The following is a 1,754-nucleotide window of genomic DNA, read 5'->3' as shown; positions in this document are numbered from 1 at the left end:
CACGCGGTCGGCGACGGTAATGGTAGCCAGGGACCGGGCCTTCTACGAGGGCAAGGTGGCCACGGCCCGTTGGTTTGTCGCGAACGTGCTGCCCGAGCTGTCAACCCGACTCGGTGTTCTGCAGGCAACCGACCTTGATCTGATGGACCTGCCCGAGGACGCGTTCTGAGCCTGGTCGGCACCTGACGCCCGTCAGATCCGGAGCGGGTGGCCGCCGGGCGCGCGAGCTGGAGCTACGATCGCGCGCCCGGCGGACTCCCTACGCCTGACGCGTCAGCAGGACGTGCCAGGCGTTGCGGTAAGGCGGGGCGATCCTCGAACCACCGGTCGTTTCATGATGTGCGCAGCGGCGGGAAAGCCTGGTCCAGCTCATTGCGCATATCCCGCTTGAGCAGGTCGTCGGCCTCGGACGTGCCCTGCCCCTCCAGGAGGAACCTCGCTACCCGCAGGGTCAGATCGACCCGTTCAGCGAGGTTGAGAGCGCCGTTGAATCGGCCGCTGGAGCCTGCGGAGGTCAGGACCTTGGCGACGAATTCGTCGGCGGCCTGTAGTGCCTCCACGCGCGTCATGCGTTTCACCCCTTTGTACGGAAGCTGTGCCGGAAGCCGTAAGCAAGGCGCAACCGTACCAGGCGAGCTCCTTCCTCCGTTGTCCGCCCCATCCCGTGCTCTTTGCCCTGGTTGAGGTTCCGGGTTGGTCCGTTGTGTCCGGTCTTGCCTGCTCCTGTGCGTTGCTCGCCGCGCCCTCAGTATCGTCACTTAGAGCAAGCATGGATGGGCCGGTCCGGCTATTCGGAACAAGGCCGATCAAGGAATTGGATCAGTTCCAGGCGAGGGCCACGGCCGGGTCGGCGAGCATTCTGGCGACATCCGCGAGTACCTTTGCGCCGAGCTCACCATCGACGATCCGGTGGTCGAAGGTCAGGGCGAGCTGCGCCACCGTCCGGACGGCAAGGTTCCCGTCATGCACCCACGGCATCGGGCGGATCGCGCCGAGGGCGAGGATTGCCGCCTCCGGCGGATTGAGGATGGGTGTTCCGGTGTCAATGCCGAACACGCCGATATTGGTAATGGTGATGGTCCCGCCGCGTAGTGCGCCTGGTGTGACTGTCCCGGTCCGGGCTGCCGCGGTCAGCTCGTGCAGGGCGTGTCCGAGCGCGACCAGTCCCATCTCCTGCGCAGCCGGAATATTCGGCACGACGAGCCCGCGGGGTGAAGCCACCGCGATCCCGAGGTTGACGGTCTCATGGATGACGATCTGCGCGGGCTCGTCGCCGGACGCTTCCTCCCAGCAAGAATTGATCATCGGATGACGCTGGACGGCGGTCAGCAGCGCCTTCGCGACGAACAGCAGCGCGGTCACCTTCACACCCGCGAACTCGGGCAGCGCGGCGATCCGGTCACGCGCGGCCATCGTCTCGGTGACGTCGACACTGACGAACTCGGTGACCTGCGGCGCGGTGTACGCGCTGGTCACCATGGCCGCCGCGGTCGCGCGCCGGACGCCGGTCACCGGCACCCGGCGGACCCGGGCGCCCCGCTCGTCGTGGGCGGAGGTGCGGGCCGCCTCGACATCCGCCCGGCTGATCGTTCCATGCGGTCCGGTGCCGGTGACCCGCCAGATGTCGACACCGAGATCCCGAGCGAGCTTGCGGACCGGTGGCTTCGCGAGTACAGGCCCGTCCCGGTCTGGTCTGGCCTGGTCTGGCTCGACCGGTGTGGGCTGGACGGTCGGCGCGGTCCGGCGCCGGGTCC

3 protein-coding genes are annotated in these 1,754 nt (G+C 67.8%); 1 reads left to right on the top strand and 2 read right to left on the bottom strand.

Translation table 11 applies throughout. The features are described 5' to 3' along the window. The first annotated feature begins 19 nt into the window (after window positions 1-19). Window positions 20-169: an acyl-CoA dehydrogenase C-terminal domain-containing protein gene (locus U9980_RS28385; protein WP_416210130.1), complete on the top strand. Its 150-nt coding sequence runs from the start codon at window positions 20-22 to the stop codon at window positions 167-169. Window positions 170-332: 163 nt separating this feature from the next. Here the strand turns inward: U9980_RS28385 and U9980_RS03055 are convergent, their stop codons facing one another. Continuing rightward, on the bottom strand, window positions 333-569 hold the full coding sequence (locus U9980_RS03055; protein ID WP_322750716.1) for a hypothetical protein: 237 nt from the start codon (window positions 567-569) through the stop codon (window positions 333-335). Between the two features lie 250 nt (window positions 570-819). Continuing rightward, window positions 820-1,754: dihydrolipoamide acetyltransferase family protein (locus tag U9980_RS03050; RefSeq protein ID WP_322766585.1), on the bottom strand; the 935-nt coding region annotated here is incomplete at its 5' end.

Source organism: Protofrankia sp. Cr1, assembly GCF_963555865.1.
GTDB lineage: Bacteria > Actinomycetota > Actinomycetes > Frankiales > Frankiaceae > Protofrankia.
This window is presented reverse-complemented; position numbering and strand designations above follow the sequence as displayed.

Excerpts from the sequence above, each read along its gene's own strand:
- U9980_RS28385 (WP_416210130.1), top strand. The coding sequence starts at position 20 with ATGGTAGCCAGGGACCGGGCCTTCTACGAGGGCAAGGTGGCCACGGCC.
- U9980_RS03055 (WP_322750716.1), bottom strand. The coding sequence starts at position 569 with ATGACGCGCGTGGAGGCACTACAGGCCGCCGACGAATTCGTCGCCAAG.